The organism is Azospirillum halopraeferens DSM 3675 (genome assembly GCF_000429625.1).
In the GTDB taxonomy this organism is placed as follows: domain Bacteria; phylum Pseudomonadota; class Alphaproteobacteria; order Azospirillales; family Azospirillaceae; genus Azospirillum; species Azospirillum halopraeferens.
Window position 1 is genome coordinate 707,610 of record NZ_AUCF01000001.1, and the last position, 25,181, is coordinate 732,790.

25 protein-coding genes, 1 tRNA gene and 2 pseudogenes are annotated in these 25,181 nt (G+C 67.9%); 12 read left to right on the plus strand and 16 right to left on the minus strand.

All coding sequences use genetic code 11. From position 1 onward, the window contains the following. Positions 1–60: 60 nt before the first annotated feature. A complete protein-coding gene (ggt, locus tag G472_RS0103350; protein WP_029007239.1) occupies positions 61–1,806 on the minus strand; it encodes a gamma-glutamyltransferase in 1,746 nt (581 codons plus the stop codon). Next, positions 1,803–2,063, minus strand: a complete 261-nt coding sequence (locus G472_RS38645; protein WP_029007240.1) for a GlsB/YeaQ/YmgE family stress response membrane protein — start codon at positions 2,061–2,063, stop codon at positions 1,803–1,805. The genes ggt and G472_RS38645 overlap by 4 nt, the downstream gene beginning before the upstream one ends. A gap of 148 nt (positions 2,064–2,211) precedes the next feature. Between G472_RS38645 and G472_RS0103360 the strand changes: the two genes are divergently transcribed. The 10 genes and pseudogenes from G472_RS0103360 to G472_RS31015 all read left to right on the plus strand — a co-directional run bounded on the left by G472_RS0103360 (position 2,212) and on the right by G472_RS31015 (position 10,094). After that, positions 2,212–2,298, plus strand: a tRNA-Leu gene (locus G472_RS0103360). A 669-nt stretch (positions 2,299–2,967) separates the two neighbouring features. Then, entirely contained in the window at positions 2,968–4,185 is a 1,218-nt protein-coding gene (locus G472_RS0103365) for an ABC-three component system protein (RefSeq protein WP_029007241.1), read from the plus strand. Beyond that, complete coding sequence (locus G472_RS0103370; protein WP_029007242.1) at positions 4,182–4,667, plus strand: three component ABC system middle component; 486 nt, start codon at positions 4,182–4,184, stop codon at positions 4,665–4,667. The genes G472_RS0103365 and G472_RS0103370 overlap by 4 nt, the downstream gene beginning before the upstream one ends. Next, the gene (locus G472_RS0103375; RefSeq protein ID WP_029007243.1) at positions 4,664–6,625 is read left to right on the plus strand and encodes a DUF3732 domain-containing protein; all 1,962 of its coding nucleotides are present in this window, start codon (positions 4,664–4,666) and stop codon (positions 6,623–6,625) included. The genes G472_RS0103370 and G472_RS0103375 overlap by 4 nt, the downstream gene beginning before the upstream one ends. Before the next feature lie 113 nt (positions 6,626–6,738). After that, positions 6,739–7,959, plus strand: coding sequence for an IS256 family transposase (locus G472_RS0103380; protein WP_029007244.1), 1,221 nt, complete (start codon positions 6,739–6,741; stop codon positions 7,957–7,959). A gap of 267 nt (positions 7,960–8,226) precedes the next feature. After that, positions 8,227–9,006, plus strand: a pseudogene (tnpC, locus tag G472_RS31010) (IS66 family transposase); the annotation flags it as partial. A gap of 120 nt (positions 9,007–9,126) precedes the next feature. After that, a pseudogene (locus tag G472_RS39950) lies at positions 9,127–9,267 on the plus strand (IS5/IS1182 family transposase); the annotation flags it as partial. A gap of 17 nt (positions 9,268–9,284) precedes the next feature. Continuing rightward, complete coding sequence (locus tag G472_RS40480) at positions 9,285–9,506, plus strand: transposase (RefSeq protein WP_084536405.1); 222 nt, start codon at positions 9,285–9,287, stop codon at positions 9,504–9,506. Positions 9,507–9,520: 14 nt separating this feature from the next. Then, positions 9,521–9,760 carry a hypothetical protein gene (locus tag G472_RS39380; RefSeq protein ID WP_169732768.1) on the plus strand — a complete coding sequence of 80 codons (240 nt, stop codon included), beginning with the start codon at positions 9,521–9,523 and terminating at the stop codon, positions 9,758–9,760. Further along, positions 9,741–10,094, plus strand: coding sequence for a type II toxin-antitoxin system PemK/MazF family toxin (locus tag G472_RS31015; RefSeq protein ID WP_169732769.1), 354 nt, complete (start codon positions 9,741–9,743; stop codon positions 10,092–10,094). The genes G472_RS39380 and G472_RS31015 overlap by 20 nt, the downstream gene beginning before the upstream one ends. 79 nt (positions 10,095–10,173) lie before the next feature. Here G472_RS31015 and G472_RS0103395 read toward each other — a convergent pair whose 3' ends face one another. The 8 genes from G472_RS0103395 to G472_RS0103430 form a co-directional block, all read right to left on the minus strand. After that, the gene (locus G472_RS0103395; RefSeq protein WP_156926966.1) at positions 10,174–11,820 is read right to left on the minus strand and encodes a Na/Pi symporter; all 1,647 of its coding nucleotides are present in this window, start codon (positions 11,818–11,820) and stop codon (positions 10,174–10,176) included. 61 nt (positions 11,821–11,881) lie between these two features. Continuing rightward, positions 11,882–13,978: a heavy metal translocating P-type ATPase gene (locus tag G472_RS0103400; RefSeq protein ID WP_029007246.1), complete on the minus strand. Its 2,097-nt coding sequence runs from the start codon at positions 13,976–13,978 to the stop codon at positions 11,882–11,884. Beyond that, positions 13,975–14,319 carry a hypothetical protein gene (locus G472_RS0103405; RefSeq protein ID WP_029007247.1) on the minus strand — a complete coding sequence of 115 codons (345 nt, stop codon included), beginning with the start codon at positions 14,317–14,319 and terminating at the stop codon, positions 13,975–13,977. Before G472_RS0103405 ends, G472_RS0103400 begins: the two co-directional genes overlap by 4 nt. Further along, the gene (locus G472_RS0103410) at positions 14,312–14,638 is read right to left on the minus strand and encodes a hypothetical protein (protein WP_051340262.1); all 327 of its coding nucleotides are present in this window, start codon (positions 14,636–14,638) and stop codon (positions 14,312–14,314) included. The genes G472_RS0103405 and G472_RS0103410 overlap by 8 nt, the downstream gene beginning before the upstream one ends. Then, entirely contained in the window at positions 14,635–15,009 is a 375-nt protein-coding gene (locus G472_RS0103415) for a hypothetical protein (protein WP_029007249.1), read from the minus strand. The genes G472_RS0103410 and G472_RS0103415 overlap by 4 nt, the downstream gene beginning before the upstream one ends. A gap of 62 nt (positions 15,010–15,071) precedes the next feature. After that, on the minus strand, positions 15,072–15,419 hold the full coding sequence (locus G472_RS0103420) for a heavy-metal-associated domain-containing protein (protein ID WP_051340265.1): 348 nt from the start codon (positions 15,417–15,419) through the stop codon (positions 15,072–15,074). Continuing rightward, positions 15,416–15,892 (minus strand): HMA2 domain-containing protein, encoded by a 477-nt coding sequence (locus tag G472_RS0103425; RefSeq protein WP_029007251.1) that lies wholly within the window; start codon positions 15,890–15,892, stop codon positions 15,416–15,418. Before G472_RS0103425 ends, G472_RS0103420 begins: the two co-directional genes overlap by 4 nt. A gap of 584 nt (positions 15,893–16,476) precedes the next feature. Continuing rightward, positions 16,477–17,163 (minus strand): alpha/beta fold hydrolase, encoded by a 687-nt coding sequence (locus G472_RS0103430; protein ID WP_029007252.1) that lies wholly within the window; start codon positions 17,161–17,163, stop codon positions 16,477–16,479. Positions 17,164–17,354: 191 nt separating this feature from the next. On the opposite strand from G472_RS0103430, the gene G472_RS0103435 reads away from it, so the two are divergent. Together G472_RS0103435 and phoU are read left to right on the plus strand one after the other, a co-directional pair. After that, positions 17,355–18,407, plus strand: a complete 1,053-nt coding sequence (locus G472_RS0103435; protein WP_029007253.1) for an Rpn family recombination-promoting nuclease/putative transposase — start codon at positions 17,355–17,357, stop codon at positions 18,405–18,407. Between the two features lie 223 nt (positions 18,408–18,630). After that, positions 18,631–19,341, plus strand: a complete 711-nt coding sequence (gene phoU / locus G472_RS0103440) for a phosphate signaling complex protein PhoU (protein ID WP_029007254.1) — start codon at positions 18,631–18,633, stop codon at positions 19,339–19,341. Positions 19,342–19,452: 111 nt separating this feature from the next. Here the strand turns inward: phoU and ilvC are convergent, their stop codons facing one another. The 6 genes from ilvC to G472_RS0103470 all read right to left on the minus strand — a co-directional run bounded on the left by ilvC (position 19,453) and on the right by G472_RS0103470 (position 25,178). Continuing rightward, positions 19,453–20,472 (minus strand): ketol-acid reductoisomerase, encoded by a 1,020-nt coding sequence (gene ilvC, locus G472_RS0103445; RefSeq protein WP_029007255.1) that lies wholly within the window; start codon positions 20,470–20,472, stop codon positions 19,453–19,455. Positions 20,473–20,532: 60 nt separating this feature from the next. Then, a complete protein-coding gene (locus G472_RS0103450) occupies positions 20,533–20,997 on the minus strand; it encodes a PIN domain-containing protein (protein ID WP_035690744.1) in 465 nt (154 codons plus the stop codon). Further along, positions 20,994–21,296 (minus strand): type II toxin-antitoxin system Phd/YefM family antitoxin, encoded by a 303-nt coding sequence (locus G472_RS31020; protein WP_035690746.1) that lies wholly within the window; start codon positions 21,294–21,296, stop codon positions 20,994–20,996. The genes G472_RS0103450 and G472_RS31020 overlap by 4 nt, the downstream gene beginning before the upstream one ends. 119 nt (positions 21,297–21,415) lie before the next feature. Then, the gene (gene ilvN / locus G472_RS0103460; protein WP_029007257.1) at positions 21,416–21,922 is read right to left on the minus strand and encodes an acetolactate synthase small subunit; all 507 of its coding nucleotides are present in this window, start codon (positions 21,920–21,922) and stop codon (positions 21,416–21,418) included. 27 nt (positions 21,923–21,949) lie between these two features. Then, on the minus strand, positions 21,950–23,713 hold the full coding sequence (locus G472_RS0103465; protein ID WP_029007258.1) for an acetolactate synthase 3 large subunit: 1,764 nt from the start codon (positions 23,711–23,713) through the stop codon (positions 21,950–21,952). 250 nt (positions 23,714–23,963) lie between these two features. Further along, positions 23,964–25,178, minus strand: coding sequence for an aminotransferase-like domain-containing protein (locus G472_RS0103470; protein WP_029007259.1), 1,215 nt, complete (start codon positions 25,176–25,178; stop codon positions 23,964–23,966). Positions 25,179–25,181: the final 3 nt, after the last annotated feature.

Here is a 25,181-nt window from a genome sequence, read left to right on the forward strand (position 1 = left end):
AGACCGATCCGCCGGGTTTGACGGCCGGGACGACATGGAGGTCGTCATCGTTCGGCCGGATCATTCGATGCCGCAGGCCAGACCGCCCATGCGCGGGTCGGCGGCGCCGCGCAGGCGCCCGTCCACCCGCTCCAGCGCGTGCAGGCCGCTGGTCAGGGGCAGCACCTCCACCCGGTGGCCCATGGCGCGCAGGGCCGGGGCCAGGGAGTCCAGGGCGGTTCCCTCCTCCAGCTCCAGGGTGCGGCCGCGGTGCAGCAGGTTGGGCAGGGCCACCGCCTGCTGCACGTCGAGATTCCAGTCGAGGACGCCGACGATGGTCTTCACCACATGGCCGATGATCCGGCTGCCGCCCCGCCCGCCGACGGCCAGGCGCACCCGCCCTTCGGGATCGAAGACGATGGTCGGCGCCATGGAACTGCGCGGCCGCTTGCCCGGCGCCACCGCGTTGACCCGCGGCAGGCCGCTGGCGGTGGGAACGAAGGCGAAGTCCGTGAGCTGGTTGTTCAGCAGGAACCCGCGCACCATCAGGCGGCTGCCGAAGGGTGCCTCGATGGAACCGGTGAAGGACGCCACATTGCCCTCCCGGTCGATGGCGACGAGGTGGGAGGTGCCGTTGTCGTCGGACAGCCGCTCCTCCTCCACCGGATCGACGGGCACGGCGACGCCATGGGCCGGCCGCCCCGCCGGCGGGTCGCCGGGCGGGGCCGTCGCCATGGCGCGCAACGGGTCGATCAGGGCGGCGCGGGCGGCCAGGTAGGCGGGATCGATCAGGGCGGCGACGGGCACCGGCACGAAGGCGGGATCGGCGACGTGCAGTTCCCGGTCGGCGAAGGCCAGGCGGCTCGCCTCGGCGATGAGGTGCACCGCCTCGACCGAGCCGGGGCCGAGGGCCGCCAGGTCGTGGTGTTCCAGCATGCCCAGGATCTGCAACACGGCGATGCCGCCGGACGACGGCGGCGGCGCGCCGCAGACGGTCCAGCCGCGGTAGGCGCCGCACACAGGTTCCCGCCGCCGGGCCTCGTAGTCGGCGAGGTCTTCCGCCGTCATGTCACCCGGCCACGGCCGCCGGCCGGTGACCGCGGCGACGATGCTGCGGGCGATCTCACCGCGGTAGAAGGCATCGGGCCCGCCGTCGGCGATGCGGCGCAGGGTGTCGGCCAGGTCCGGGTTGACCAGCAGCTCCTCGCCCGACTGCCGCCGCAGCCCCTGGCGGGTGCCGCGGAACAGGGACAGGGAACGGTCGCCGGTGATCTGGTCGCGCAGGCGGGCCGGCATGGGCACGCCGGACTCGGCCATGGTGATGGCGGGATCGAACAGGTCGGTCCAGGGCAGGCGGCCGTGCAGCCCGTGGGCGTCGTGCATCATGGCGACCATGCCGGGCACGCCGACGGCCCGCCCGCTCACCACCGCGGCGGCAAACGGCATGGGTCGGCTCAGCGGCAGCAGGAACCGCTCCGGTGTGGCGGCCTCCGGCGCCACCTCGCGCCCGTCGTGCACGACCAGAGCCCCGTCGGCGGCCGAGCGGTGGAGCAGGAACCCGCCGCCGCCGATGCCGGTTTCCGGCGCCTCCACCAGCGTGAGCGCCAGCTTGGCGGCGATGGCAGCATCGACGGCGCTCCCGCCGCGGCGCAGCATGGCCAGCCCCGCCTCCACCGCCAGGGGATCCGCGGCCGCCACCAGGGCGTGCGGCTCCGCCGCACAGGCCGGCGGCCCGCCGGCGTGCGCCGTCGCCGACGCCGGCGCCGCGACGAGCGTACCGATGGCCGCGGCGGCGAGTGCCGCGGCGACGGCCGGTATCCGGGTCAACGCACGGCGCGCCGGGACGACAGAGCGTTGTAGACCCACAGCACGACGATGGCGCCGATGGTGGCGACGATCAGGCTCCAGATGTTGAACCCGGTGACGCCGGCGCCGCCGACGATGCTGAACAGGAAGCCCCCGACGAACGCCCCGATGATGCCCAGCCCGAGGTTCAGCAGGAACCCCGAGCCCGAGCCGTGCATGATCTTGCTGGCGATCCACCCGGCGATGAGCCCGAGGATGATCCAGGCGATGATGGACATCGGCGCCCCCTTTCCCTTTTGCTGCGGTCAACGCCGGTTCAACGCCCCACCGCCCGAAGTGTTTCACCCGCCACCCCGCGCCCGCGCTTAGGGATTGACCCCGGCCAACGCCTCTGTATGATCGCCCGCACCAATCCACACCCGACATGCCCCAGTGGCGGAATTGGTAGACGCGGCAGACTCAAAATCTGTTGCCCGAAAGGGCGTGCTGGTTCGATCCCGGCCTGGGGCACCATAGTTTGCATGGCCTGTTGAACGGCTTGTCGGCCGTCCGACCACCACGCCAGCAGATTTCCTCCCCATTTCCCCGTTTCGGCACGCGCCGCATGGCAGGAGAGGAGATGTCCAACTGCCTCCCTAGCAGCTCCGCCCGCTTCGAAGTATCCAGCAGGTCGAGCCGCTTCCCCTTGTTCACGGGAGCTTCGCGGATTCGCGCCCGCTCGCCCCGGTCGGCAACGCCTCATATCCGGTTCTTGTTCATCGGCCCGCAGCTTCGATCCACGCTTCCTCCCCACGGTCGGTTACCCTTCCGCAGTTGCGCTTCACTTCGCTCGCCGTGATCAGCTCACGATGGGACTTCCACCCACAAGAACGCGCCCATGCTGGGCGCACCATGAGAAAGGCCGCCCGGCGGGAACCGGCCGGCCTTTCTCGGTTGGAAGGCGGGCTGCACAACCCGCGGATCAGGCAGATGACATATGAGCGAGGATCAAGGCCGCTACGGTGAAGCAAGCTCACCCGCACCGCACCTCGCGCGGCACCCAAGGCTGCTTGGGAGTCTGTATTTATCAAAAAAGGCGAGTTCATAACCAAACTCGCGCATCGAAAATGGCATGATTACGATGCTTGCTTGCGGGGGTTGCCATGCGTTAGATTGATAGCGCTGTCGGTATGTGGAGAACGAATGGGCGGATCAACGTCAGTCGCAAGTCACGCGGCAGAAGCTGCGGCGCTCGGATTCTATTATCAGGCGTTCTTCGCCCTTCTAACGCTGTTGGCGCAGGATACCGATAACGCAGCTATAGGGATCGAACAGCTCGACGACGTGGAGCTGAAGACCGACGGGCACACACTGCTCTATCAGTTGAAGCATTCGATTAGCACCACGCCGCCAGCGGTCACTCTCAAGTCGCGGGCGCTCTGGCGAACGATGAAGGTCTGGATCGACATACTGCCGGCCCTAACGTTGTCGGAGACGACGCTTAACCTTGTGGCGGTGGGTGGCATCCCGAGTGACAGCCCCCTCAAGGCGCTGACCAACCTCGATGCGGATCGCGCCGAACTCGTTGAGGCGATGAAAAAGGAAGCGCAGCATGTGGTAGACGCGCGCGCCGCCGCGGTTAAGGCCGAAAAGCCGCTGCCCTATGCCGATCGTGTCGACGGTTGTGAGGCTTTCCTCGCGCTGAGCGAAACCGAACGGCTGAACCTACTGCGCCGGACCCGAGTCCTTGATGACAGTCCCGCCGTGCCCCAAATTGAAGACAATATCGCCGAGCACCTGAAGATCCTTCCAGCTGAGCAGCGGCCGATGGTAGCAAAGCGTCTGGTCGAATGGTGGGATCGACAAATCATTTACACGCTATGCGATAAGCGTGATCGCATCATCTCTAGGACAGAACTGCAGCAACAGATCAGCGCCATCATAGGGGACATCGAGCAAGGAAAGCTTCTACCCGACTTTGAGACGGTGAACCCGCCTGAAGACTATCAGCCAGACAGTGTGCTCGCCCGCCAAATTCGTTTGGTTGAAGGCAAGCCTTCAGACCTTGCAAAGGCCATCCGCGAAGAATGGAAGGCACGGGAACAGCGGTCGAGATGGTTGAACGGCAACCCCGGCATGGCCACCACCATCCACGAGTATGACCGCGTGCTCGAAGAGCATTGGTCCGATCGCCACTGCCAGATGGTCGAGGACTGCGCCGGGCTCGGGGACAAGGAGAAGTGCGCGCACGGCTTGAAGATTCTGCGCTGGACGCACGAAGAGGCCCCCAACATAGTGCGCCCAATCGCCCAAAACTGGAACGCCGCATACTATGTGCGCGGCAGCTATCAGGTGCTTGCAATCAACCTGAAAGTCGGCTGGCACCCAGAGTACGCTAAGCTGCTGGAGGGCGACGAATGAACGTCGCCTACGACATCTATTCTGAGACCAATCCGGCGTTCTGCGCCTACGCGCTGGTTGCCTTCACGACCGCGTACCTTTCGGTGAACCCCCGGGGGCCCGAGTTGCCAACCGTCTACCTCGCGCTGCCCGTTGCCCTGTCTGGCGATCTCGGGGGCACGTTCCACAGTACCAACAAGAACACGGGCTTGCTCAAATGGCTGGAGCGCAGCCCGCAAATCCAAATTGGCCTTTCCGAGCGGGTAAACGCGTCGTTGGACTTCGTTACCGAGGCAATGCGCTTCGGGTGCTTCGCGCAAGTGCTGGCATTGGATGAAGGCGCCCGATTGAGGCCGGGCGGTCAAAAGCTCAAGAAGGGCGCTGTCAATAGGCTCAGTGAGGAGCCTGCCCAAGTGATCAAGCGCGCCGAGCGGCTCGGCAATTGGTTCGCCGCCGCCGGCTCCACGAAGACGGTCTTCGACATGATGGGTCTTACGGTATGACGCGCTGGAACATCGCCACCATCTTCTTCCTCCCCGTTTCCGGCCAGCGGCGTGACGTGGAGCTCAAACCCGGTGTGGTCAACATCATCACCGGCGCGTCCGGAACCGGCAAGTCGACGCTGATCAAGGCCATCGACTACTGCCTCGGATCAAGCAAATGCGAGCTCCCGGCGCATGTTCGGCGGCGCAGCATGGCAGTTGGCGTCAAATGGACCTCGGGTGACGCGGAAATCGTGATTGGTCGCATCATACCGCCGGTCGGTCAGGCCACCAGCACTCGCATGTTCACGTCATCGGGGCGCAACCTGCCCCTACCGGCGACCGTTGACGACTTCGACGGCGCCACCACCCTTGAGGCCGCCAAGGCCTTTATCGAACGGGTGTTCGGGATCGGCGATCTAATCGGCGATCCCGACACCGCAGCGGGCGGACGGGGGCGTGCCACCGTCCGTCACGTCACGCCATACCTGTTCGTAACTAAGGAGGTCATCTACAGCGAATCCGTCCTGCTCCACGGCTTGGAGAAGGCGGATAAGGCTCGCGATATCGTTGCGACCATGCCGTATTTCCTTCGCGTGACTGACGAGTCGAGCGCTATGGATGAGCGGCGCTTGCGGCAGTTGCAGCGCGCGCTCGAGAAGGAGGAGGCGCGCGAGCGCACCCGGGCGGCGGCCGATAGCGCGTTGAAGCAGCGCGCGACGAGCCTCCTGACAGAGGCGCACCGGATTGGTATCGCCCCTACGCCCTCAGAAGAGGACTCCGAAGCGGAACTGCTCGCCCAGCTTAAGACTGTGTCCGACACTCAACTCGAGGCCAATGCCTACCCGACCGAGGATGAACTTGGAGCACTTCACGAGCGACGGCGCGAGATCCTGGCCGCGCTGGGTGCCGCGCGTCGCCAGTCACAGGCGACCAGGACCGCGATTCGCGAGGCGACCGGCTTCGAGGGCGCCGTCACCCGCCAGCGCGAAAAGCTGATGTTGGCCGAGCATCTCCACCTCCGGGACATCGCCGCGGTCTGTCCTGTGTGCGAAGCTCCGTCGGAGCGCGGTCGGGAGACGGCCAAGGCATTGCAGGCGACCCTAACCAAGGTGCGGGCTGAGAGCGTTGCGGTCGAACGGGTAAAGCCGAAGTTGGTCGAGCACGACCGGGCGCTCGACGAAGAAATTGGTCGGCTCAACAGCGAGCTGCGGCGGGTAGACGATCAGATCCAAACTTGGCTGCGCCAGACCGAAGAAACCCGCCGCTTGGCCGACCTCGCACAGCTTCGGGCGCACCTCCTCGGCCGCATCTCCTTCTTCTTGGAGGCGAGCGCCGACGAGCCACGACAGCGTTCACGCGACCTCAGCGTGTTGCGAGCCGAGATCGCTGAGCTGGAAGCGCGAGTTGATCGCGAAGCGAAGGAAATCAAGCTCCGGCGGGCTGAGGCGAAGATCTCGCAGTTCGCGTCCGAGGCTTTTTCAGAGCTGCCAACGGTGGCGCCTTGCATCGGCTCCGAGCTCGATTTTTCGTCACGGCAGCCGGAGGTCACTGTTATTGAGTCGGGGAGCGGGGCGGTTCTGCGAATGTCGGATGTGGGCTCGGATCAGAACTATCTAGCCGTGCACATTGCGCTGTCCTTCGCGCTCCAGCGCTACTTCGAAGCAGCTAAAGCGCCCGTGCCAGGGCTGCTCGTACTGGATCAGATCAGCCGGCCCTACTTCCCGGCCAGCGGGGAGGATGAGGATGAGGCAGAGATTAAAGGCCGTGAGGAAGATGAGGACGTGCAGGCAATGCGCAAGCACATCGATTTTCTCTTTGCCGAAACCGCACGACGGTCGGGCCTTCAGGTTCTCCTGATTGAGCACGCCTACTTCGCCGATGATCGGCGCTACGTGGCCGCGACTCGCGAGCGATGGACACGCGCGTCGGGCAGAGCTCTGATCCCGCTGGATTGGCCGACACGTCGCGATGAGTAGAATGGAGGTGTGCTGCCAGGAATGGAGCGGGAGCGGGCCTTTACGCCCCGCCCCTCGGGACTGTCAGGAATTCCGTGTGCGGGGGAGCATAGTGAGGGAAAAGGAGTCCCCCTATGGCACGACGCAAAGCCCCTGCGATCCCTGATGCACTGCTGGACCAGCTTCTGGCCGGCGCCGACCCGAAGAGCGCGTTTGATGCTAACGGGCTGCTGGACAACCTGAAGAAGGCGCTGGCGGAACGGGCGTTGAACGCGGAGATGGATCACCATCTTTCCAGCGACGACGAAGCCGGCAACAGCCGGAATGGCTACGGCCGCAAGACGGTGGTGACCGACACCGGCAAGGTCGAACTGGAGATCCCGCGCGACCGGCGGGCGACCTTCGATCCGCAACTGATCGCCAAGTACCAGCGGCGCTTCCCCGGTTTCGACGACAAGATCGTTTCCATGTACGCGCGGGGCATGAGCGTGCGGGAAATCGCCGGCCACCTGCGGGAGCTGTATGGGGTGGAGGTGTCGCCGGACCTGATCAGCACGGTTACCGATGCCGTGCTGGACGAGATCGCCACCTGGCAGGCCAGGCCGCTGGAGCCGGTGTATCCGCTGGTGTTCTTCGATGCCTTGCGGGTGAAGATCCGCGACGAGGGCCTGGTCCGCAACAAGGCGGTCCACGTGGCGCTGGGCGTGCGCGCCGACGGCACCAAGGAGATCCTCGGGATGTGGCTGGAGCAGAACGAGGGTGCCAAGTTCTGGCTGCGCGTGATGAACGAGCTGAAGAACCGGGGCGTGGAGGACATCCTGATCGCCACGGTCGACGGGCTGAAGGGCTTTCCCGATGCCATCCAGGCGGTGTTCCCCGACACGCTTGTCCAGACCTGCATCGTTCATCTGCTCCGCACCAGCCTGGATTTCGTCTCCTGGAAGGACCGCAAGGCGGTGGCCGGGGCCTTGAAGGACATCTACCGGGCCCTCGACGCCGAGGCCGGGAAAGCCGCCCTGACCGCCTTCGAGGAGAGCGCCTGGGGCCGCAAATATCCGGCGATCGGCCAGAGCTGGCGCCGGGCTTGGAACGAGGTGGTACCGTTCTACGCCTTCCCGGCCGAGGTCAGGCGCATCCTGTACACCACGAATGCCATCGAATCGCTCAATGCCAAGTTGCGACGGGCGGTGCGGGCCAGGGGGCATTTCCCCACCGACGACGCGGCCATGAAGCTGCTCTATCTCGTCTTGAACCGCGCAGAAAAAGAGTGGACCATGCCGGCGCGTGAGTGGTGCATGGCCAAAGCCCAGTTCGCCGTGCTGTTCGGCGACCGGTTCGCTCGGGCGATGGCCTGATTATGGTTAATCGCTCCCCCGCACACGGAATTCCTGACAGTCCCGTTCCCGTGTGACCACCCGCGCCCTCCCTCGATCCACCGAGGGAATGATGGGCACTGGGCGGCCGCACGGCCCCGGGGCGTACGCCCCGGGGCCGTGCCGTTGCGTCAGCCTGGGGAATTTTCAGCCGCCCTTTCCGGGGAGTATCCAGCCGGCACTGACAGTTTCGTCATGATGACCCCATCCTCTCAAGAAATGGGGCCTCCAGGAAACCCGGCGCGGTTCATCTCCGAGGGCGCCATCGCCAACGCGTTCCGCCGCATGGGCACCGTGTTCGACACGGCCTGCGCGGCGATCAAGGCCAAGCTGTTGAGCGCTTCCATCATCGCCTCGGACGAGACCACGACGCGCGTCAACGGCGTGACGCACTGGCAGTGGGTGTTCCATTCCGATGCCGCCGTGCTGCACACCATCGCGCCGAGCCGGGGCCGGGCGGTGGCCGCCGCGGTGCTGGGCGAGCACCAGCCCGAGGTGTGGATCTCCGACCGCTACGCCGGCCAGCAGGAACTCGGGCAGGCCCACCAAGTGTGTTTGGCTCACGTCTTGAGGGACGTGCAATACGCCATCGACTGCGGCGACACGGTGGTCGCGCCGAAGATCCGCGATCACCTGCGCTGGGCGATCCGCGTCGGCAAGCGAAGACCGGAGCTGAAGGACAGCACGCTCGCTGCTTACGCCGCCAAAGCCGAGCGCCGCCCCGATGCGCTGCTCGGGGTGCCCGCCGCCCATCCGGCCGGGCGCGAGTTGCAGCGCCAAGTCAAGGCGTGGCGTGGCAAGTTCTTCGTCTTTCTCAGCGACCGCCGCGTGCCGCCCACCAACAACGGCAGCGAGCAGGAGATCCGCCCGTCGGTGATCTTCCGCAAAGTGACCAACGGTTTCCGTTCCGAGTGGGGGCCGGGCATCCATGCCGGCTATCGCTCCGTCACCGGAACCGCGCGCCGCCAAGGCCAGTCCGCCTGGACCGCCATCCGCAACCTGATCGACGGCACTTTCGTCGTCGCTTAACGGCTCAGCTGCCGCCAGCCAGGTGAGCAATCACCGCCCCCCTCCAGGGCCTGCAAACAATCATTGCGGATCTCAAGTATCCAAACAACATTTGAAAGATAGTTTAAGATTTTGAACAGAATGCCATCCTTGGATCGCAATATTTTGACAAACTCGCAGTGGGATCGAATAGCACCACCCCTTCCTGGAAAGCCAAGCGATCCTGGTCGTTCGGATCGCGACAGCCACTTATTTCTCGAAGCGGTGTCGTGCATTGCCCGTACTGTGCCTCGCCCCAGATGCTGGCGCTGCTGATCTGCGCCTACAGCCGTGGCGTGCGGTCGAGCCGGGTGATCGAGCGGCTGTGCCGGCGCGACGACGGTTATCGGTTCTTCGTCGGGGAGGAGGTGCCCGACCACAGCCGAAGCCGCGCGATGGTGTGCACTGGCATTCGGAAATGGCCGCGCCATATCGGACGATACCGGTTTCCGGCGCGCGCTTGCCGGTCCGCAGGGCTATGAGGTAGGGTGCAGCCATGAGAACAACCATCGACCGAATCGAAGCCGGGCGGCTGCTGCCGCAAGAGGATTTGCGGCGTCTCGGATTGGCGCCGCGTCGCATGGTGCGTGTCATCCTCGAAACGGTGGACGAGGACGACGAGATGTCCGTGACTGAAATGAATGCCCGAGGTGGCGCCTTCGCGCACCTTGCCGATGAGCCCGACGTGTACAGCGACTCCGATCTCATCAGGCACAATGAAGATTTCGTTCGGTGACGTGCTCCTTGCGCGCTTTCCGTTTACCGACCTGAGCGGCGACAAGCGCCGCCCGGTGCTGGTGCTGTCCGCCGATAATGACGGCAACGATATCGTGGTCTGCGCCATCACGTCGCGGCCTCACCACGGCCCGTATGATATTCCGGTCTCACCCTCGGTCGGCGATGGGCTCAAGGTTCCGTCGCGCGTCCAGTTCGATAAGATCGCGACGCTGGAACGCGGCGTCATCGCCGGTCAGCTCGGAACAATGCCGGACGGCTTCATGAACGGGCACAAGGAACTCTTCCGGGGGCTCTTCGGCTTTGATCGCGTTCAGGTGGGCGCCGCGGGCTGACCCACCGGGGTGAACCGCACCGGGTTTCCCCCGAGGCCCCGTTCCCTGAAAGAATGAGGCCGTCACGACAAAGCAGACATCACCCACGCACGGTTCCACCCCCCGACGTCAGCGCGGCCGCCGGGCCCGCCTCCTCCCGTTCACCGAGGTTGATGGCGTAGCGGCGCAGCAGCCAGTTGGTGCGCTCGAACAGGTCGGTGGCCCGCCACACCGCCTGCCGCTGGGCCAGCGGCAGGTCGGCGCGTTCCGACAGGTCCTCGCGGATGCGGCGCATCAGGTCGCTGCGGTCGTTGGTCAGATGCAGGATGACGCCGCGCTCGACGGCGTCGGTGTCCTCGGCCTCCTCGATCAGCACCAGCAGCAGCGTGTGCAGGGATTCCGCCATCGCCCGTCGCACCCGGCGGGTGTCGGGGTGGTCGCCGGCCCGGGCGAGCACCGGCACCAGTTCGCCCAGCGTGCCGTGCAGCGCCCCCAGCAGTTCGTTGCCGTTCCAGCGCCGCATCAGCCGCTCCAGCTCGGCGGGCGGCAGCGTGGATTCCAGGGTTGCCTTGAGGAAGCCGTCGATGGTGGCGGTCAACTCCTTTCCCGCCGCGTGCAGCACCGCCGGCGGGGCCAGGGGTGGGGGCGCCTCCGCATCCTCGCGCACCGGGGCCAGGAAGTCGGGCAGGCGGCGCAGCAGGCGCCGGTGTTCCTGCTCCACCATCGTCAGCGCCACCAGCGGCTGGCCGACGGCACGACGGTCGACGAACTCGGGCTTGGCCAGCGCCTCCTCGTCGGTCGGCGGGCTGAGGCGTTCGATCAGGTGGAACAGCGGCCCGTTCAGCGCCGAGGCGACCAGCGCCGAAACGATCTGGAACAGCCAGTGCACCGCCGTCACCTGCAAGGCGACCCCCACCGGCATCAGGGCGACCAGCGCCAGGATCGTCGGCACGCCGGCGTAGTGCTCCAGCAGCAGCAACGGCAGCAGCACCGCCACGCCGATCAGCTTCAGCACCAGTTGGTAGAGGTTGAGCTGGCGGTGGGTGCCCTTCAGGCCCGCCCCCTGGATGATGGCCTGCAAGCCGGCGCCGAGGTTCGCACCCACCACCACCAGAACGGTCTGATCGGGGTCCAGCACGCCGGCCTCCGCCAGCGCCACGGCCACCACCGACACCGTCTGGCCCTGGATCACCGTGGCGATCAGCGTGCCGGCGATGAAACCCCAGGGATAGAAGCGGTCGGCCAGGGCCAGCACCGTGCGCAGGGTTTCCGATTGGCGCAGCGGCACCGCCGACTCCACCATCAACTGCACCCCGTACAGCAGCAGCGTCAGCCCCAGGATCGCCGCCACCAGATGCCGGTGCCGGGCGGAGCGGTCGTAGCCCAGCAGGAACGCGATGCCGATCAGCCCGACCGCCAGCAGGGTCGCGGAGCGCAGGTCCAGTGAGGCGACCAGCAGGCGCAGCGTGGAGCCGGCGTAGGACCAGGTGACGATCGGCATCGCCTCGCGCACCGTGGCGGCACCGGCGGACACCAGCGCAATGACGATGAAGGTGACGGCATTGGTGCTCTGGATCACCGCACCGGCCGCCGTGCCGACGGCGGCGGCGCGCAGCGGGTGCCCGGTGGCGCCCGCCATCATCGTGTGGAACCGCGGCCCCACCACCTGCTTCATGTTGGCGGTGAGGAACTGGGTTCCGATGAAAATGAAGCCGAGTCCGGCCAGCAGGCCAACGAACACGTCCACGCCCCGCGCCCCCACCCGCCGTCCGGTCCGCAGGGCAGGCTAGGAACGCACGCCGGAACGGTCAAGCCCGCGCCGGCGCCGGTTGCCGCAGGGCGTTCAGCAGGATGCCGATGGTCGTGCCGTTGTGCAGCACCGCCGTGCCGATGGGGGAAACCAGACCCAGGGCGGCGGCGCCCAGGATCAGGGTGTTGAGGCCGACGGTCAGGCGATAGTTGGTGGCGATCAGGGACATGGCGGCGTTGGCGGCCTCCTTGGCATCGGCGACGCGCTCGATGCGGTCCTCCAGCAGGGCGATGTCGGCGGTCAGGCGGGCGATGTCGGCGCCCTTCTGCATGGCGATGCCCACATGGGCGCCGGCCAGGGCCGGGGCGTCGTTGATGCCATCGCCGACGAAGGCGATCCGCGCCCCCTCGCGGCTGAGATCCTCGATGATGCGGGCCTTGTCGCGGGGCATCAGTTCGGCATGGACGCCGTCCAGGCCCAGGGCGTCGGCCAGTTCGGCGGCACGCTCCCGATGGTCGCCGGTCAACAGCAGGATGCGGCGCACGCCGGCCCGGCGCAGGCGGGCGATGGTGGCGGCGCTGGCCTCGCGCACGCTGTCCCGCAGGGCCAGGATGCCGGCCAGGCGTCCGCCGAAGCCGATGAACAGCAGCGTCTTGCCCTCGGCGTACAGCCGGCCCACCACCTCGTTGTGGGCGGTGCAGTCGATCCCCTCGTCCTCCTCCACGAAATGGCGGGAGCCGACGACGATGCGCCGGCCGTCGATCACGCTCGCCACGCCATGGGCAACGATGAACTGCACCTCCTGATGGTCGAAGTGCCGGTTGTGGGTCTCCCGCGCCGCCGCCACCACCGCCATGGCCAGGGGGTGGAAGTAATGCTCCTCCACCGACGCGGCCAGGCAGATCAGGTCGTCGGGGCTGAGGGAGGCGTCGAAGGTGACGGAATCGGTGACCTGCAGCATGCCCGTGGTGAGGGTGCCGGTCTTGTCGAACAGCACCGTGTCCGCCGCCGCCAGCCGCTCCAGCGCGCCCGCCCCCTTGACCAGGATGCCGGCCTTGCCCGCACCGTACATGGCCGACTTGAAGGCGACCGGCGTCGCCAGCTTCAGCGCGCAGGAATAGTCGGCCTGAAGCACCGAGGCGGCGCTGCGCCAGTCCCCCGTCATCACCGCCGACGCGCCGGCCAGCTTCAGGACCGTCGGCACCAGCCGGTCGGCCAGGCGGGCGGCCTCCAGTTGGGTGGCGCTCTTGGCCGTCAGCGACTGCTCCACGTAATCGGCGATGCGCGCGGCGGCGGTGCCCGCCCCCACCCGCTCGGCGTAGACGACGAGACGCCCCTCCTCCATCAGGGTGCCGGACAGCACGCCGTCGCCGCGCTCCCGCACCACCGGCACGCTCTCCCCGGTCATGGCCGCCTGGTTGACGGTGGCCGTGCCGCTCAGCACCGTCCCGTCCACGGGGATCACCGCCCCCGCCCCCACCACCACCGAATCGCCCACCGCCACCGTGTCGGCGGGCACCTGCACCTCGACCCCGTCGCGCAGCACCCACACCTGGTCGCTCGCCGGACGCAGCAGGTGCTTCAACAGCTCATCCGACCGGCGGGCGATGGTCTCTTCCAGATACTCGCCCAGCGCCAGCATGAAGGTGGTGGTGTTGGCGGCCGTGAAGTCGCGGCGCGCCAGCGAGATCGACACCGCCATCGCCTCCAGCACATGGGAGTTGACGCCCTCGCGGGCGTAGATCCCCATCCCCTCGCGCAGCAGCGGCCAGGCGGCGGCCAGCGACACCGGCAGCCGCAGCGGCAGCGGCAGCAGCAGGGAGCCCAGCAGGGTCGCCAGGCTGGCCGCCACCGCCCCGCCGCGATCACCGCCCCCGGCCGGCACCGGCGCGCCGGCCGTGGCGTCCGGCACCGCAAGGGCAGCAATAGCCGCGATCAGCCGCTCCGCGTCGGTGACGGCGCCATCGTAGCGCACGATCAGGGAGCGCGCGGCACGGTTCACCCGCACGGACTCCGCCCCCTCCACCCGCTCCACCGCACGGCGCAGCGCCGGCTCGTCCGCCGGGGCGCCGGGGCGAACGGCGTAGCGCAGCCGCACCCGGCCGGGTGTGCGGTGGACGGGCTCCAGCCGGGTGAACCAGGCCGGCGCGCTCATGGCCCGCCGGCCCGCTCCGCCTCCAGCTCGGCCTGCAGGTCGGACACCTGCTCCTTCATCTCGGCCAGGCCGCCGGCAAGGCTGCCATAGAGTTGCAGACCGGACTTCAGCAGCTTGCCGCGCAGTTCCGCGTCGGACAGCACATAGGCCGCCGCCGCCCCCACCAGGGCGCCGACGAGGAACTGTTCCGTCCGGCGCGACGGCAGCAGCGCGGCCAGGCCACCCATCAGCCCCTGCCCCCGCATCCCCGCCATACCCGGACCGGCGCCGCCGGAGGCCATCATGGCCTCGTATATGCGCATGCGCTTCTTCCATTTCTTATTGGACTTCTTCTTAGCCATGGCTGGCCTCCTCGGGTTGGGCGGGGCTCTGCGGGTTCAGCAGATGCTCGATCACGACCATGCCGGCGGTGCCGGCGGCGAGCGCCAGCAGGGCCGCCGGGTAATCCCTGGTGCTCAGCGCATCGGCGGCGGCGCTGCCGGCCGCCAGGGCGGCACCGCCCTGCAGGGCAAGGCGCAGGACACGCCGCGCACCGCGCGGCGGTGCATCGGGGCTGTTGCCGTCCTGGATGGCGGCCAGCAGCCCGGCAGCCACCATGCCGCGGGTGAAGGTGACGGCCGCGGCATCCCGGCGGGCCATTTTGCGGCGCCGGCGTTTCATGCGTCACCGCCGTCGGCGGGCGTCGGGGGAGCAGCCTTGCGAGGCCGGCGGCGGCGCACCGGAGCGGCGGGCGGTTCATCGGGGGTCGCCGTTCGGGCCTCGGGCGCCGGCGCCGCTTCGGGCACGGCCTCCGCGTCCGCGGGCGCCGCCGGTTCCGGCGTCAGGCGGGCGCGTAGGCCGGCGGAGGTCCGCTCCACCGCCGACAGACCGGACAGGGTGGCCTCGCGCACCGCCGCCTGCGCCCGGTCGACACCGGTCCGCGCGGTGGTGCCGGCGCCCCTCCACTCCTCCGGCACCGTGGCGGATTTCAGCAGGCGCAGCGCGGCGGCGCCGACGACCACGCCCGAGGCGAACATGAGCAACGGAATCATGGCGGTGTCCTTTCCTTCCGCAGGGCCGCGCCCCCCGCCTGCCGCCGGCGGGCCGCGGCCCCTCAAACGGCCGGGCCGATCCCGGCCGTAGCGACGAGGCGCAGCAGCCCCGCCGCACCCGGCGTGTCCCGCCCCGCCAGCAGATCGGGCCATGCCGAGGGCGGGATCAGCGCGGGGTCGTATTCGATGGTGCAGGACCGGGCGAGCGGGTTCAGGCGGACGGAGCGGATGCCCGACAGGCCGCTCAGGGCCCGGTCGAACGCCCCGGCGTCACCGGCCGTCACCGGGACCGCGCCGGCCGCCGCCTCCAGCTTCAGGCGGATGCGGCCGGGAATGTGGTGGACGATGCGCAGCGCGGCGACCAGCCGCCGCAGGCCATCGGTCAGGGTCGCCGGGGCGTCGGTCGTCATCGCAGCAGCCTCCGGCGATGGATGAGGGTGTGCACGGCGCTCAGGGCCACGAACACGATCCCGGCCCGCGCGTGCAGACGCTTGCTGACACCGAGCGCGGCCAGCGTGGCCGCCAGGCTGGTGAGCATTCCGACCTTGCTCATGCGGTTGACCTGCCACTTCAGCGACCGGCCGGCCGCGGGTGTGGCGGGGACGGCGGTCGGCTCCGGCGGCGGCTGCGCGGCGGCAGGCGCAAGAACCGCATCCGCCGCGGCTCTCACCGCCGCCAGCACCGCCGCCGGCTCCGCCGCTGCGGGGTCGTAGACCAACAGAAGGCTGCCCACGACGGGGTTGCCCTCGGCCACCCGCACACCCTCCAGGGTGGCCAGCCGCGCCGTCAGCGCGTCGTGCCGGTCCGGCCGGCGCAGCCCCGGGTGGCGCAGGCGGATGCGCCCCGGCAGGACCGAGACGACGGGATCGCCGCGTTCGCTCATGCTACCCTCCCTCCCATCCACAGGGCCCGACGGCGGGCCATTGCCCCGCTCGCCGCGGCCCGAACAGCGATCACCGGTGTGTCGCCGGCTTTAGCCGAACCGTCCCCGACGATGCCGTCCGTCGCCACGGTCCGGCGGCGACCTGTGCGGGCGCGCACCTGCGCCATCCCACGGAAACCGGGGTTGCCGGCCGGCGCAATGCGCGACGGTGTGGTGGTGGCGATCAGGGACATGGCGGCCGCACGTCGGATGCGGAGCGGACGGCAGAGCCGCCTAGGGCGTCGATACGGGAAGTACGACGGTCTCGCCAGGGCCGAGCGTGTCAGCGCGCCGGCCCTCGTGCAGCGCAGCAAGACGCCGGGCGGGCGTCCCACGATCAGGGTTGGTCATCGGTTTCACCGTGGAGCTTGCCGCCCGGAAACGGGCACATCTCCCGGCGGCGGGGTGCCGCGGTTCGAATAGAATATGCAAATCGCTTGCACGTTCCCATGAGACGAAGCGTCGCAATGGCCCCGTCGCCCAACCCTGAGTGCGTGACCGCCGCCCGTTCATCGGCGAGTTTGCGTCTCAATCGCGATGACGGATCACCCCCGCGCCGCCTCGATGATCACCGCCGCCACCGCCTGCGGGCGGGAGGCGTAGGGGACGTGGCTGGCGTCCACCTCCACGGTGCGGGCACCGATGCGGGCCGCGGTGGCGCGCTGGAAGGCGGGCGGCAGCATGCGGTCCTGTGCGGCCACGACGTACCGGGAGGGTTTGGTCCGCCAGGCCGCCTCCGTCACGCGCGTGGCGAAGCAGGCAGCTCTGCACGGGCCCTGGATGGCCGCCAGCAGCGCGGTTTCCTCCTCAGGCAGGTCCTGCGCGTACGTCGCCGCGAGGGCGGCGGGGGACAGGAACAGGTATCCCGCCTTGTCGACAGACACTGCGGCAAGTCCGGGGGACGGCGGGAAGGGCTTCAGGGTGTCGTTGGGGGACTGGCCGGCGTCCGGTGCGAAGGCCGCGACGTAGACCAGCCCGGTGACCTTCTCCTGCCCGCCGATCTGGGTGATCACGGCCCCGCCCCAGGAATGGCCGACCAGGAGGACCGGCCCCTTCACCCGGTCGATGGCGCGCTGCACATGGGCCATGTCCTCCTCCAGGGAGGTCAGCGGATTCTGCACCGCGACGGCCTCCAATCCCTGCGCATGAAGCAACGGGATCACCCGCGCCCAGGCGGAGCCATCGGCGAAGGCGCCGTGGACGAGAACGACGGACGTGGCGGCGGTGGGCATGGATGGTCTCCCTGTGGGCATGGGGTATCCGCCATCGGGACCATGGTCCGCCACGGACGTCCAGTTGCGATGCCGGGAATTCCACGGGCCGGCGGCGGTCGCGAGACCTATTGCCGCGGCATGCATCATTTTATGGTGCCGAGGGCGCATCCAGCACATTTTACGCGCACAAGCCACAAGCGATTCCCGCCATGTCCGGCCAACTCATCCGCCGCCATGATCAGTTTTTCAAGCGCCTGCTCGACCAGCCCGGCGCGGCCGGTGCCCTGCTGCGCGAGCGGCTGCCCCCGGCGATCACGGCACGGCTGTCCGACGATCCGCCGGAGTTGCTGCACGGCTCCTTCATCTCGGAGGATCTGGCCGAGTTCCGGACCGACCGCCTGTATCGGGCCTCGACGCGGGCCGGTGTCACGGCGCTGATCCACGTGGTGGTCGAACACAAATCCGCCCCCGATCCGCGCGTCGCCTTGCAGTTGCTGGGGTACAAGTCCCGCATCCTGCATTGGTGGGACGCCCGCCGGAAGGTCGACGACGACGGGGAACCGGTGGCACTGCCTGTGGTGGTGTCGATGGTGGTCTATCACGGTGCGGCCCCGTGGCGGGTTCCGCTGTCGTTGGGCGGCATCATCGCCGCCGATCCGGACCTGCTCCCGTACGCTCCCGATTTCCGGTACAGCCTGGTCGATCTCGGCCGGATCGCGGATACGCAACTGTCGCAGGAACCGGTCCTTCGCGTCGGATTCCTGATCCTGAAGCACGGCACGCGCGGAGAGGATCTGCGCCGCACGCTGCTCACCCTCGGCCCCGCCGCCTACGCTCTGGGGTTTGATGAACTCGTGGCCCTCATGCGCTATGTTCTGAGGGAGCCGAACGACGTGGAGGCCGGCGTCGTCCGCGATGTGCTGGCCGAGATTGTGCCGGGACAGGAGGAGCGCGTCATGTCCATCGCCCTTGAGCAGTTCGAGAAGCAGTGGAAAGCCGAGGCGTTCAAGCACGGATGGGACCAGGGAAGGGCTGACGGGAAGGCCGAAGGGAAAAGCGAGGGGAAGGCCGAGGGGATAGCGCTGGGTGAAATCGAAGGGCGGGCGGCGAGCCTGTCGCGGTTGCTCGAGCGGCGCTTCGGCAAGGTTCCGCCGGCGGTACGGGACCGCATCAGGACGGCGTCCCTGGCGGAACTGGACGCCTGGTTCGACGCGGCCATCGACGCCCCGGCACTGGAGGAGGTGTTCCGGGCCGGCCACTGATACGGCAGATCAATGCCGCACGGATCGATAAGGGCATACCCACGGCATCATTCAGATGATGCGGGTACGAAGGCGGACGGCGTCATGAAAGGTTAACCGGTTGTGGTGTCGATTCCCCGCACGGCGCCGGTTGAACCATGGTAGGTTCCGGCAAACGTTTGCCGGCCGAACGGCACGCGCCATCAGTCGTGCCCAGAGGCGGCCCCGGGAGACCACCGATATCATGAAGACTACCCCTCCCCACATCGTCTCCTCGTATGAAGAGGCGCTCAAGAAGCTGCGCTCCAGCGTCGTCGAGATGGCCGGTGCCGCAGAAAGCCAACTTGACCGCGCTCTGTCGGCGTTGACCCAGCGCGACCCGACCCTGGCGAGCGAGGTCATCCGGGACGATGGCCGGCTCGACCGCGGCGAGCAGCAGATCGAATCCGACTGCATGCGCCTGCTGGTGCTGCGCCAGCCCGTGGCCGATGACCTGCGCCAGGTGATTGCGGCCCTCAAGATCGCCGGCAATCTGGAGCGGGTGGGCGATTACGCCGCCAACATCGCCAAGCGCGCCACGGCCATGACCGACCTGCCCGATTCAGCCGCCCTGGCGGCCCTGCCGGAGCTGGGGCGGCAGGTGCGCGAGCGGCTGACGACCGTCATCGACGCCTATGTGGAAGGCGATGCCGACCTGGCCCTTGACGTCTGGCGGCGGGACGAGGAGGTGGACGCCCTCTACACCAGCCTGTGCGAAGGCATCACCCGCGACGCCGCCGCCCGGCCGGAACTGTTCACCATGCACATGCACCTGCTGTTCATCGCCAAGGGGCTGGAGCGGGTCGGCGACCACGCCACCAACATCGCCGAGGTGGTGCATTTCGTCGTCACCGGGCAGCCCCTGTCCGAAGCCCGCCCCAAGGCCGACCTGACCAGCGTCGCCGCCGACACCTGAGCGGCGGGCCCGTTTGCTAAGAAAAAGGGCGCGCTCCCGCAAGGAGCGCGCCCTTTTCGTGTGTGCCGTCCACCGCCCCGCGGGATGCCGCGGGGCGGTGGCGAACATCGATCAGTTCTTGGCCTTGTCGACCAGGCGGCGCTCGGCGATCCAGGGCATCATGGCGCGCAGCTTCTCGCCCACCTGCTCGATCGAATGCTCGGCCTGGCGGCGGCGGATGGCCTTGAAGCTCGGCTGGCCGGCCTTGCACTCCAGCATCCAGTCGCGGGTGAAGCGGCCGGACTGGATGTCATCCAGGACGCGCTTCATCTCGGCCTTGGTCTCGGGGGTCACGATGCGCGGGCCGGTCTTGTAGTCGCCGTACTCGGCCGTGTTGGAGATCGAGTAGCGCATGTTGGCCATGCCGCCCTCGTACATCAGGTCGACGATCAGCTTCACCTCGTGCAGGCACTCGAAATAGGCCATCTCCGGGGCATAGCCGGCCTCGACCAGCGTCTCGTAGCCGGCCTGGATCAGGTGGGTCAGACCGCCGCACAGCACCGCCTGCTCACCGAAGAGGTCGGTCTCGCACTCTTCCTTGAAGGTCGTCTCGATGATGCCGGCGCGGCCGCCGCCGATGGCCGAGGCGTAGGACAGGGCGATGTCCAGGGCGTTGCCCGAGGCGTTCCGGTGCACCGCCACCAGGCAGGGCACGCCGCCGCCGCGCTGGTACTCGCCGCGCACGGTGTGGCCGGGGCCCTTCGGGGCGATCATGAACACGTCCAGATCGGCCCGCGGCTCGATCAGGTTGAAGTGGACGTTCAGGCCGTGGGCGAAGACCAGCGCCGCCCCTTCCTTCAGGTTGGCGGCGAGATGGTCGCGGTACAGGTCGGCCTGCAGCTCGTCGGGGGTGAGGATCATCACCACGTCAGCCCAGGCGGCCGCCTCGGCCGGGGCCATGACCGTGAAGCCGGCGCCTTCCGCCTTCTGCGCGCTGGCCGAACCGGGGCGCAGCGCAACCCGCACGTCCTTCACGCCGCTGTCGCGGAGGTTGTTGGCGTGGGCATGGCCCTGGCTGCCGTAGCCGACGATGACGACCTTCTTGCCCTTGATCAGGTTCACGTCGGCATCACGATCGTAGTAGACGCGCATGGTGGTGGTTCCTTGGGGATTGCTGATGTCGGTTCTTGCCGTTCTGCGGGCTCGGCCGCATTAATCCGTCGGAGGAAGGGCCGCGTCAAGCAATTCGCGGTTCTTTTCGTTGACCGGGTTTACAATGGTGACACCACCCACACGCATGCCGTCGTGGCCGTCCTCCGACAGCAGCAGCGCACAGCCGGCCCTCTGCGCGGTGGCCAGCAGAAGGGCATCCCGGAAGGGAATGCCGTGGTCCAGATAGATCCGGCACGCCCGCTCGAAGCAGCCCTCATCGGCCGCGACAACCGGAAACACCGCACGCAGCGCATCCGCGGCGGCGATGGCGACCGGCGGAGCGATGCGGCATTTCGGCACGGCGACGTGGATGAATTCACCCAGGCTTTGCAATGCCAGGACCACTTCGTATCCAGGCGTTTCAGCCCGTTTCAGCAGACCAATGGCTGCCGCATGCCGACCCGCCGGAACCGCCTTCGGATCGAACGCATACACCAGAACGTTGGTATCGAAGCACAGCTTCATGTCCGATGTTGCCGCCAACGCTCTTCCAGCTCTTCCGTGCGATCGTCGTAGATTTCTCTGCGCGACCAACGCACGCCATCGAATGGGAGTCCCTCTTCCATCATGGCTTGGAGTTTGATCCAGGCGGCGGCACGTTCGGCAACGTCGGAGTTGTATTCCTGTCGTGCCGGCGCGGATTCGGGAACCAGACGCACGACCGGCGTGCCGTTGCGCGTGATCACGACCTCCTCGCCCCGCTCGGCCCGGTCGAGCAGGTCGGAGAGCTGAGCCCTCGCCTCTTCGATCGACAGCATCTTCATCGCGCCATCCTCCGCCGCGGGTGTCCGCCCGCACATGGTAACACGTGCGGACGGATTCCCGAACGGACCGCTCATACCGACGGCCGGAATACAGCCGAAGCGATCATGTTCCGGCCGTATCAGAAGCCCGTCGGCCCCTTGGACATGGCGAGTACGCCGGTGCGGCTGGTCTCCACCAGGCCGAGCTGGGCCATCAGGCCGATGAACTCGTCGACCTGCACGGTGGTGCCGGTCAACTCGAAGACGAAGGAGGTGAGCGTGGCGTCCACCACCTGCGCCTTGAAGATGTCGGCGAGCCGCAGCGCCTCGATGCGGCGGTCGCCGGTGCCGGCAACCTTGACCAGGGCCAGTTCGCGCTCGACGCACGGCCCCTCGTCGGTCAGGTCATGGACCTTGTGCACCGGCACCAGCCGGTCGAGCTGCGCCTTGATCTGCTCGACGATCATGCGGGTGCCCGAGGTCACCAGCGTGATGCGCGACAGGTGGCCGGCGTTGTCGACCTCCGCCACCGTCAGGCTCTCGATGTTGTAGCCGCGGCCCGAGAACAGGCCGATGACGCGGGCCAGCACGCCCGGCTCGTTGTCCACCAGCACCGCGATGGTGTGCTTTTCGATCTTCTCTTCCACGACACGGATCTCCGCCAGCTCGTTTCTTTACACCAGCACCATGCCGTCTTCCGGCGTGGCGTCGGCCGGGCTGTCCTCCGGGCCGAAGAGAATCTCGTTGTGCGCCTTGCCGCCCGGGATCATCGGGAAGCAGTTCTCCTTGGGATCGACGCAGATGTCGACGATCACCGGCTTGTCGCGGACCGCCAGCATCTTCTCGATCACGCCGTCCACCTCGGCCACCGTCTCCGCCCGCAGCCCGACGCAGCCCCACGCCTCCGCCAGCTTGACGAAGTCCGGCAGGGCCTCGGAATAGCTCTCCGAATAGCGCGAGCCGTGCAGCAGCTCCTGCCACTGGCGGACCATGCCCATGTACTTGTTGTTCAGGATGAAGATCTTCACCGGCGCGCGGTACTGCACCGCGGTGCCGATCTCCTGCATGTTCATCAGGAACGACGCCTCGCCGGAGATGTCGACGACGATCGCGTCGGGGTGGGCGATCTGGGCGCCGATGGCGGCCGGCAGGCCGTACCCCATGGTGCCCAGACCGCCCGACGTCATCCAGCGGTTGGGCTGGTCGAAGGGCAGGAACTGGGCGGCCCACATCTGGTGCTGGCCCACCTCGGTGGTGATGTAGAAATCCTTGCCCTTCAGGTGCTCGCGCAGCCGCTCCAGCGCGTACTGCGGCTTGATCACCGTCTCGGTGCGGTTGTAGTTCAGGCAGTTGCGCGCCCGCCACTGCTCGATCTGGCCCCACCACTGCTTCAGCGCCGCCTGGTCCGCCCGCTTCTGCTTGGCTTTCCAGATGCGGATCATGTCTTCCAGCGCGTGGGCGCAATCGCCCACCACGGCGACGTCCACCGCCACGTTCTTGTTGATGGAGGACGGGTCGATGTCGACGTGGATCTTCTTCGACCCCGGCGCGAATTCCGACAGCTTGCCGGTCACCCGGTCGTCGAATCGCGCGCCGATGTTGATCATCACGTCGCAATTGTACATGGACAGGTTGGCCTCGTAGGTGCCGTGCATGCCCAGCATGCCCAGCCACTGCGGCTCCGAGGCGGGGAAGGCGCCCAGGCCCATCAGCGTCGAGGTGATCGGGAAGCCCGTCATCTTCACCAACTGGGTCAGCAGCTTGGCCGCCATGGGGCCGGCGTTGACGACGCCGCCGCCGGTGTAGAACACCGGGCGTTTGGCATTGGCCATCAACTCCACCGCTTCCTCGATCTTCGCCAGCTCCGGCTTGACCTGCGGACGGTAGGTCTTGTGCTTAACCTCCATCGGCGGCACGTAGATGCCGTCGGCGAACTGCACGTCCTTGGGCAGGTCCACCACCACCGGGCCGGGGCGGCCGTTGCGCGCCACGTAGAACGCCTCGTGCAGGGTGCGGGCCAGCTTGTTGACGTCCTTCACCAGGTAATTGTGCTTGGTGCACGGCCGGGTGATGCCGGTCGTGTCGGCCTCCTGGAAGGCGTCGTTGCCGATCAGGTGGGTGGGCACCTGGCCGGACAGACAGACGATCGGGATGGAATCGCACAGGGCGTCCAGCAGCCCGGTCACCGCGTTGGTGGCGCCGGGGCCGGAGGTCACCAGCACCACGCCCACCTTGCCGGTGGACCGGGCGTAGCCCTCGGCCGCGTGCACGGCGGCCTGTTCGTGGCGTACGAGGACGTGGCGAAGGTCGTTCTGCTGGAACAGGGCATCGTAGATGGGAAGTACGGCGCCGCCGGGATAGCCGAAGATAACGTCCACACCCTGGTCCTTCAGGGCCTTGATGACGATCTGCGCGCCGGTCAGCTTCTGTTCGGGCATCGGTTTCGACCTTCTCTGCTGGCCCCGTCCGCGGGGGCCCGTTCGCTCCGTTCGGTTCCGCGGGTGCTATGCTGACAAAACAAAGGGTTACCCCCAACCGCGGAGCCGGGAGCGAGACCCTATGCGAAGTGGCCGGGGCGGGTCAACGATTTTTGCGAATTATCGCAAAGCTTTCTTGTCGCAGCTTTTCCACTTATTTCCCGAACGGAGCAACCCGCCGTCGCGGCGGGCTGCTCCGCGGGTCCGCTTCTCAGGCCGTAACGGGTTCCAGCAGGCCGGCGATGCGCCGCACGCCCTCGCGGATCCGCTCGGGCTTGGTGGCGGAGAAGCTGAGCCGGATGGTGTTCGCCCCGGACCGGTCGGCGAAGAAGGCCGCCCCCGGCACGAAGGCGACGTTGGCCTCCCGCACGGCGCGCTCCAGCAGCGTCACGCCGCATTGCCCATGCTGCAGCTCGATCCACACGAACATGCCGCCCTGCGGCCGCGTCCAGGTCACGCCGGCCGGCATGAACTCCGCCAGCGCCGCCAGCATGGCGTCCCGCCGCTCCTTGTAGGCGACGCGCAGGCGCCGGACGTGGCTGTCGAAGATCTGGCTCACCACGTCGTGCATGACGATCTGGTTGATGGTCGAGGTGTGCAGGTCCGCCGCCTGCTTCATCAGCACCAGCCGGTTGACCACCTCGCGCGCCGCCGAGACCCAGCCGACCCGCAGGGCCGGCACCATGGTCTTGGAAAACGAGCCGCAGTGGATCACCTGCCCCGGCCGGCCGCCGTTGCGCGCGGCATCGATGGCGGCCAGGGACGGCAGCGCCTCGCCGTCGTAGCGCAGCTCGGCGTAGGCGGCGTCCTCGACGATGGGGATGCCGGCCGCGGCGCACAGATCGACGATCGCCTCGCGCCGCGCCGTCGACACGGTGGTGCCGTTGGGATTCTGGAAATCGGGAACGAGGTAGAGGAACTTCGGCCGCTGCGCCAGCGCCGCCTCCAGGTCCGCGAGCACCGGCCCCTCCTCGTCCATGGCGATGGAGACGTAGCGCGGCTCGTAGGGGGAGAACGCCTGGAGCGCCCCGAGATAGGTGGGCTTGGTCACCGCCACCAGGTCGCCGGGGCCGATCAGCAGCTTGCCGATGAAGTCCAGGGCCTGCTGCGAGCCGCTGGTCACCAGCACCTCGTCCAGGTCCGGGCGCACGCCCTTGCGCTCCATATAGGCGACGATCCATTCCCGCAGCGGCGTGTAGCCCTCGCTGATGGTGTACTGCAACGCCCCGCCCGCCCCGGCGTTGGACTGGAACACCTTCTCGTAGGCGCGGGCGATGGCCGCCGACGGGAACAGGTCGGGGTCGGGGATGCCGCCGGCGAACGAGATGATCTCCGGCCGGTCGATCAGCTTCAGCAACTCCCGGATTTCCGACGCCGCCATTCCCGCGATGCGTCCGGCAAACAGATCACCCCACTCAAGCGTCACTTT

Excerpts from the sequence above, each read along its gene's own strand:
- G472_RS0103415 (WP_029007249.1), bottom strand. The coding sequence starts at position 15,009 with ATGATTCCGTTGCTCATGTTCGCCTCGGGCGTGGTCGTCGGCGCCGCC.
- G472_RS31015 (WP_169732769.1), top strand. The coding sequence starts at position 9,741 with ATGAAGATTTCGTTCGGTGACGTGCTCCTTGCGCGCTTTCCGTTTACC.
- G472_RS0103375 (WP_029007243.1), top strand. The coding sequence starts at position 4,664 with ATGACGCGCTGGAACATCGCCACCATCTTCTTCCTCCCCGTTTCCGGC.
- G472_RS0103420 (WP_051340265.1), bottom strand. The coding sequence starts at position 15,419 with ATGACGACCGACGCCCCGGCGACCCTGACCGATGGCCTGCGGCGGCTG.
- ilvC (WP_029007255.1), bottom strand. The coding sequence starts at position 20,472 with ATGCGCGTCTACTACGATCGTGATGCCGACGTGAACCTGATCAAGGGC.
- G472_RS0103380 (WP_029007244.1), top strand. The coding sequence starts at position 6,739 with ATGGCACGACGCAAAGCCCCTGCGATCCCTGATGCACTGCTGGACCAG.
- G472_RS0103365 (WP_029007241.1), top strand. The coding sequence starts at position 2,968 with ATGGGCGGATCAACGTCAGTCGCAAGTCACGCGGCAGAAGCTGCGGCG.
- G472_RS0103435 (WP_029007253.1), top strand. The coding sequence starts at position 17,355 with ATGTCCGGCCAACTCATCCGCCGCCATGATCAGTTTTTCAAGCGCCTG.
- G472_RS0103430 (WP_029007252.1), bottom strand. The coding sequence starts at position 17,163 with ATGCCCACCGCCGCCACGTCCGTCGTTCTCGTCCACGGCGCCTTCGCC.
- G472_RS38645 (WP_029007240.1), bottom strand. The coding sequence starts at position 2,063 with ATGTCCATCATCGCCTGGATCATCCTCGGGCTCATCGCCGGGTGGATC.
- G472_RS0103450 (WP_035690744.1), bottom strand. The coding sequence starts at position 20,997 with ATGAAGCTGTGCTTCGATACCAACGTTCTGGTGTATGCGTTCGATCCG.
- G472_RS0103425 (WP_029007251.1), bottom strand. The coding sequence starts at position 15,892 with ATGAGCGAACGCGGCGATCCCGTCGTCTCGGTCCTGCCGGGGCGCATC.
- G472_RS31020 (WP_035690746.1), bottom strand. The coding sequence starts at position 21,296 with ATGAAGATGCTGTCGATCGAAGAGGCGAGGGCTCAGCTCTCCGACCTG.
- G472_RS0103405 (WP_029007247.1), bottom strand. The coding sequence starts at position 14,319 with ATGGCTAAGAAGAAGTCCAATAAGAAATGGAAGAAGCGCATGCGCATA.
- phoU (WP_029007254.1), top strand. The coding sequence starts at position 18,631 with ATGAAGACTACCCCTCCCCACATCGTCTCCTCGTATGAAGAGGCGCTC.
- G472_RS0103370 (WP_029007242.1), top strand. The coding sequence starts at position 4,182 with ATGAACGTCGCCTACGACATCTATTCTGAGACCAATCCGGCGTTCTGC.
- G472_RS39380 (WP_169732768.1), top strand. The coding sequence starts at position 9,521 with ATGAGAACAACCATCGACCGAATCGAAGCCGGGCGGCTGCTGCCGCAA.
- G472_RS0103410 (WP_051340262.1), bottom strand. The coding sequence starts at position 14,638 with ATGAAACGCCGGCGCCGCAAAATGGCCCGCCGGGATGCCGCGGCCGTC.
- G472_RS0103465 (WP_029007258.1), bottom strand. The coding sequence starts at position 23,713 with ATGCCCGAACAGAAGCTGACCGGCGCGCAGATCGTCATCAAGGCCCTG.
- G472_RS0103400 (WP_029007246.1), bottom strand. The coding sequence starts at position 13,978 with ATGAGCGCGCCGGCCTGGTTCACCCGGCTGGAGCCCGTCCACCGCACA.
- G472_RS40480 (WP_084536405.1), top strand. The coding sequence starts at position 9,285 with ATGCTGGCGCTGCTGATCTGCGCCTACAGCCGTGGCGTGCGGTCGAGC.